General features: G+C 72.5%; 5 protein-coding genes. All 5 read left to right on the forward strand.

Annotated features, from left to right (window positions below; all coding sequences use genetic code 11):
• Positions 1–959, forward strand: a 959-nt coding sequence (locus GT030_RS06460; RefSeq protein WP_237522234.1) for a hypothetical protein, incomplete at its 5' end; no start/stop codon positions are given.
• A gap of 222 nt (positions 960–1,181) precedes the next feature.
• Entirely contained in the window at positions 1,182–2,702 is a 1,521-nt protein-coding gene (locus GT030_RS06465) for an aldehyde dehydrogenase family protein (RefSeq protein WP_161200248.1), read from the forward strand.
• A 55-nt stretch (positions 2,703–2,757) separates the two neighbouring features.
• The gene (locus tag GT030_RS06470; RefSeq protein WP_161200249.1) at positions 2,758–4,290 is read left to right on the forward strand and encodes a GMC oxidoreductase; all 1,533 of its coding nucleotides are present in this window, start codon (positions 2,758–2,760) and stop codon (positions 4,288–4,290) included.
• Entirely contained in the window at positions 4,287–5,426 is a 1,140-nt protein-coding gene (locus GT030_RS06475) for a glycine betaine/L-proline ABC transporter ATP-binding protein (protein WP_161200250.1), read from the forward strand. Before GT030_RS06470 ends, GT030_RS06475 begins: the two co-directional genes overlap by 4 nt.
• Positions 5,426–6,422 (forward strand): ABC transporter permease subunit (locus tag GT030_RS06480; RefSeq protein ID WP_161200251.1); only part of this gene is annotated, 997 nt, incomplete at its 3' end. The genes GT030_RS06475 and GT030_RS06480, both read left to right, overlap by 1 nt.

Here is a 6,422-nt window from a genome sequence, read left to right on the forward strand (position 1 = left end):
CCTCGGCCGCCCCCTCGGCTCCCACCTGGCCGCCCGCAGGCCGGCGCACGCCCCCTCACTCGTCCTGGCCGCCGGCCGAGGCTTCCGCGCATGCCGAGCCCCCGACCGCCTCGTGGCCGCCGGCCGAGCCGGCCGCCGCCTGGCCGCCGGCCGATTCCTCGTCCCCGACCGCCACCTGGCCCCCCACCGCTCCGACCTCGGCCTTTCCCGCCGACCCCTGGCCCCCCGCCGACCCGGCACCGCCCCGCAGCGGTCCCAGCCGTCGTGTCCTCTGGTCCGTCATCGTCGGGGCGGCGGCAGCCGGGATCGCGGTGAGCCTGGTGCTGACGCTGGTCGTCGGGAAGGACAACGGAGACGACCGGAGCCAGAAGGGGCAGGGGCACACCTCCTCCGCGCCCGTGACCCGTAGCCCGAGCCCTGTCTCCGGTTCGCCCACCCCCAGCCCCTCGCCCAGCGCACCCCCCGCCGGATATGAGCTGCACGACGACGGTGAGGGATTCCGGGTGGCCGTGCCCGAGGGGTGGACGCGGGCCACCGTGCCCTCCGAGTACGGGATGGCCGTGGTGAACTTCCGCAGCCCGGACCGGGAGCACCGGCTCCAGGTGTACGAGGTGTCGGAGGCGAGTCCGGAAGCGTCCTTCGACCTGTACCTCTCGGACCGGACGGCCAAGCCGCGCGGATTCGAGCAGCTGGCGCTGACCAACCTGGACGAGGGGGACTTCACCGGGTCCCGGCTGGAGTACCTCGCCGACACCATTCGCAACGAGCCCGACGTCGGGACCTGGCACGTCTACGACGAGCGCTTCGTCGCCGCCGACGGCAAGATCTACGCGCTCGCCGCGTACGGCCCGGACGCCGACGGCAGGGAGGACGAGCTGGAACTCCTCACCACCGCGCTCGCCTGGTTCTGCCCGCCCGGCATGAACTGCGACCCGGCCGGGAACGCGGCGCTGGACTGATCGAATAGACCCGGTTCGCACAGGTGCGTACCGCGGCCGTGATCCACGCCACCTTCATTCGTCCGATTCCTCCATATTTCTCCCGTAATTTCCGTGACCCAGCGCACTTTCGGCCATCAAATGCGCATGCGCTTCATCCGCCTCGGGCATGCGGTCATCCGCCCGGACGTGGCGGCTCTGTCACACAGGGCGTCTGAACAGGAACGGAAGGCAAAACCGATCATGGCGGACAGAACGGAACGACCGGCCGAGGCCACCATCCACGCCGGAGGCGAGTGGCTGGAAGCGGCCTCCGGTGCGACCCGCGAGATCCTCGACCCCGCGGACGGCAGGCCCTTCGCCGTCGTCGCGGAGGGCGGCAGCGAGGACGTCGACCGCGCGGTGGCCGCAGCCCGCCGCGCGTTCGACGAGGGCCCGTGGCCACACACCCCGGTCGCCGAGCGCGCCGCCCTGCTGCGCCGCGTCGCCGACCTCCTGGTCCGCGACCGCGAGGAGCTGGGCCTGCTGGAGAGCAGGGACGCGGGCAAGACCGTCGAGGAGGGCCGCGTCGACATCGACTGTGTCGCCGACGCCTTCCGCTACTTCGCGGACCTGGTCGCCGCCGAGGCGCCCGGCCGGGTGGTCGACGCGGGCTCGCCCGACATCCACAGCGTCGTCGTGCACGAGCCGGTCGGTGTCTGCTCGCTGATCACTCCGTGGAACTACCCGCTGCTCCAGGCGAGCTGGAAGATCGCCCCGGCGCTCGCCGCGGGCAACACCTTCGTGATCAAGCCCAGCGAGATCACCCCGATGACCACCATCGCGCTCATCGAGCTGCTGGTGGAGGCCGGACTCCCCGAGGGCGTCGCGGGCCTGGTCACCGGCCCCGGCCACACCGTCGGCGCCCGCCTGGCCGACCACCCCGACGTCGACCTCGTCTCCTTCACCGGCGGTCTGGTCAGCGGCGTCAAGGTGGCCCAGGCCGCCGCGCCGAGCGTGAAGAAGGTCGCCCTGGAACTCGGCGGCAAGAACCCCAACGTGGTCTTCGCCGACGCCTGCGCCACCGACGAGGGCTTCGACACCGCCGTCGACCAGGCCCTCAACGCCGCCTTCATCCACAGCGGCCAGGTCTGCTCGGCCGGCGGACGCCTCATCATCGAGGAGTCCGTCCGGGACCGCTTCGTCGCCGAACTCGCCAGCCGCGCCCGGAAGATCAGGCTCGGGCGCGGCACCGTACCCGGCGTCGAGTGCGGCCCGCTCGTCTCCGAGCAGCAGCGCGCCAAGACCGAGGACTTCGTCGCCTCCGCGCTCGCCGAGGGCGCGCGCCTGGTCTGCGGTGGCAAGCGCCCCGAGCCCACCGCCGACCGCCCCGAGTCCGGCTACTTCTACGAGCCGACCGTCCTCGACCACTGCCACCGCGAGATGCGCGTCGTGCGGGAGGAGGTCTTCGGACCCGTCCTCACCGTCGAGACCTTCCGCACCGAGGACGAGGCGGTCGCCCTCGCCAACGACACCGAGTACGGCCTCGCGGGCGCCGTCTGGACCGCCGACCCCGGCCGCGCCCGGCGCGTCGCCGCCCGGCTGCGGCACGGCACCGTGTGGATCAACGACTTCCACCCCTACCTGCCGCAGGCGGAGTGGGGCGGCTTCGGCAAGAGCGGCACCGGCCGCGAACTGGGCCCCGCCGGCCTCGCCGAGTACCGCGAGACCAAGCACGTGTACCAGAACCTCGCCCCGAGCCCGGTGCGCTGGTTCGCCGGCTGAGCCCGGCCCCTCCAGACCTTCGTACGACCTCCCGCCCACAGGAGTCAGACACCCCATGCCCGAACACACCCACGAGTACGACTACGTCGTCGTCGGCGGCGGCACGGCGGGCTCCGTCATCGCCTCCCGCCTGACCGAGAACCCGGACGTCACCGTCGCCGTCATCGAGGGCGGCCCGAGCGACGTCGACCGCGACGACGTGCTCACCCTGCGCCGCTGGATGGGCCTGCTCGGCGGCGACCTCGACTACGACTACCCGACCACCGAGCAGCCGCGCGGCAACTCCCACATCCGGCACAGCCGGGCCCGCGTGCTCGGCGGCTGCTCCTCGCACAACACCCTGATCTCGTTCAAGCCGCTCCCCTCCGACTGGGACGAGTGGGAGCAGGCCGGGGCCAGCGGCTGGGGCGCCGTGCAGATGGAGGCGTACTTCGCCCGGCTGAAGAACAACATCGTCCCGGTGGACGAGAAGGACCGCAACGCCATCGCGCGGGACTTCGTGGACGCCGCCCAGTCCACGCTCGGCGTGCCGCGCGTCGAGGGCTTCAACAAGAAGCCGTTCACCGACGGCGTCGGCTTCTTCGACCTCGCCTACCACCCCGAGGACAACAAGCGCTCCTCGGCCTCGGTCGCCTATCTGCACCCGGTGATGGACGAGCGCCCCAATCTCCACCTCTTCCTGGAGACCTGGGCGTACAAGCTGGAGCTGGACGGCACCCGCGCCGAGGGCGTCCACGTCCGCACCAAGGACGGCCGCGAACTGCTGGTGAAGGCGCGCAACGAGGTGGTCCTCTGCGCCGGCGCCGTCGACACCCCGCGCCTGCTGCTGCACTCGGGCATCGGCCCGCGCGCCGACCTGGAGGCCCTTGGCATCCCGGTCGTGCTGGACCTCCCCGGCGTCGGCGAGAACCTGCTCGACCACCCGGAGTCGGTCATCGTCTGGGAGACCCACGGCCCCATCCCGGAGAACTCCGCGATGGACTCCGACGCGGGCCTGTTCGTCCGCCGCGACCCCGAAAGCGCGGGCCCGGACCTGATGTTCCACTTCTACCAGATCCCGTTCACGGACAATCCGGAGCGCCTCGGCTACGAGCGGCCCGAGTTCGGCGTCTCCATGACCCCGAACATCCCCAAGCCCAGGAGCCGCGGCCGCCTCTACCTCACCAGCGCCGACCCCGAGGTCAAGCCCGCGCTGGACTTCCGGTACTTCACCGACGAGGACGACTACGACGCCCAGACCCTGGTCGACGGCATCCGTATCGCCCGCGAGGTGGCCAAGTCGGAGCCGCTGGCGCACTGGCTCAAGCGCGAGGTCTGCCCCGGACCCGAGGTCCAGGACGACGAGGAGCTGAGCGAGTATGCGCGCAAGGTCGCGCACACCGTGTACCACCCGGCCGGCACCTGCAAGATGGGCGCCGCCGATGACGAACTCGCCGTGGTCGACCCCGAGTTGCGTGTCCGGGGTCTGCACGGCATCCGCATAGCCGACGCGTCCGTCTTCCCGACGATGACCGCGGTGAACCCGATGATCGGAGTGCTCATGGTCGGGGAGAAGGCCGTCGAACTGATCGGTGGTGACGCGCGATGACGCTCACCGTTCCCACCCGTAAGCCGCCCACCTCCGCCGAAGGGTCCGACGCGCCGGTCTTCGCCGTCGACGGCCTGTGGAAGGTGTTCGGCCCCAAGCCCGAGCGCGTCCCCGCGGACCCGGCGCTGGCCGCGCTGAGCCCCGCCGAGCTGCGCGCCGAGACCGGCTGCACGGCCGCCGTGCGGGACGTGTCCTTCGAGGTCCGCAAGGGCGAGGTCTTCGTCGTCATGGGCCTGTCCGGCTCCGGCAAGTCCACCCTGGTGCGCTGCCTGACCCGGCTGATCGAGCCCACCGCGGGCACCATCGCCATCGACGGCGAGGACGTACGCGCCATGGACCGCGGCCGGCTGCGCGAACTGCGCCGTCACCGGGCCGCGATGGTCTTCCAGCACTTCGGTCTGCTGCCGCACCGCACGGTCCTCGACAACGTCGCCTACGGCCTGGAGATCCAGGGCATGGGCCGTGCCGAGCGGCGCGAGAAGGCCGCCGAGGTCGTCGCCAAGGTCGGCCTGGCCGGCATGGAGAAGCGCCGCCCCGGTCAGCTCTCCGGCGGTCAGCGCCAGCGTGTCGGGCTCGCCCGCGCCCTCGCCGTGGACCCCGAGGTGCTGCTGTTCGACGAGCCGTTCAGCGCGCTCGACCCGCTGATCCGGCGCGACATGCAGGACGAGGTCGCCCGCCTGCACAGCGAAGAGGGCCGCACCATGGTCTTCATCACCCACGACCTCACCGAGGCCCTCAAGCTCGGCGACCGCATCGCCCTGATGCGCGACGGCCGCGTGGTCCAGCTCGGCACCCCCGAGGAGATCGTCAACTCCCCGGCCGACGACTACGTCCGCGAGTTCGTCCGCGACGTGCCGCGCGAGCAGGTCGTCACCTGCCGCACCGCCATGCGCCCCGCCTCCCTGGAGGAGGCCGGCAGCGGCCCCGCCGTGCGCCCCGAGGCCCCGGTCGCCGAGGCCATCGAGGCCGTCGCCCGTGCCGGTGAACCGGCCCGCGTGATGGACCACGGCACCTGCATGGGCGTCGTCGACTCCGACGCCCTGCTCAATGTGGTCGCGGGCACCGGCACGGCCGCCCCCGCCAAGCGGGAGGCCGAGCCCACCCTCGTGTCCGCCGCCGAGCCCAAGGCGGTCTGATGGCTACGATCACCGCCCCTACGGCCCGGCGCGCCCTGCCCGGCCTGCTGAAGTCCCGTCCGGTGGCCAAGCTGCTCACGCTCGCCGTCGCCGCCGTGATCCTCGTCCCCCTGCTCGACAGCCGGTGGGGCAGCGGACACTGGCCGCACGCGCTGACCGTGAGCCTCACCGGCCCGCTCGGCGACGCCAGCGACTGGGTGATGAACAACCGGGACAGCCACCCGCTGTTCCTGTACTTCTTCGGCCACATCAGCAACGCGGTCGTGCTCTGCGTACGCGGTGTCTACCTCGCCCTGCTCGCCATGGGCTGGGTCGGCGTCACCGTGCTCGGCGCCCTGGTCGCCTGGCGGGTGGCCGGAGTGAGGCTCGCGGCCGGGACGGCCATGGCGTTCCTCGCCTGCGGCGCGCTCGGCATGTGGCTGCCCACCATGCAGACGCTCGCGCTCATGGTGGCCGCCGTGCTCGCGTCCGTCGCCGTCGGCGTCCTGCTCGGCCTCGCCGCCGGGCTCTCCGACCGGCTGGACCGCGCCCTGCGCCCGGTGCTCGACACCATGCAGGTGCTCCCGGCCTTCGCCTACCTGCTGCCCGTGGTGCTGGTCTTCGGCATCGGCGTCCCCGCCGCCGTCCTCGCCACCGTGGTCTACGCCGCCCCGCCCATGGCGCGGCTCACCGCGCTCGGCCTGCGCGGCGCCGACCCCGAGGTGCTGGAGGCGGTGCGCTCGCTGGGCGCCACCCCGCGCCAGCGGCTGCTGAGCGCGCGCATCCCGCTGGCCCGCAAGGAACTCCTGCTCGGTCTCAACCAGACGATCATGATGGCGCTGTCCATGGCCGTCATCGCCTCCGTCATCGGCGCGGGCGGCCTCGGTGACCGCGTCTACCAGGCGCTGGCCTCCGTCGACGTCGGCGCCGCCCTCGCGGCCGGCATCCCGATCGTGCTGCTCGCCATCGTGCTGGACCGGGTGACCGGCGCCGCCGGCCGCGCCGCCGACAACGCCG

Source organism: Streptomyces sp. SID1328 (genome assembly GCF_009865595.1).
GTDB classification, from domain to species: domain Bacteria; phylum Actinomycetota; class Actinomycetes; order Streptomycetales; family Streptomycetaceae; genus Streptomyces; species Streptomyces griseoluteus.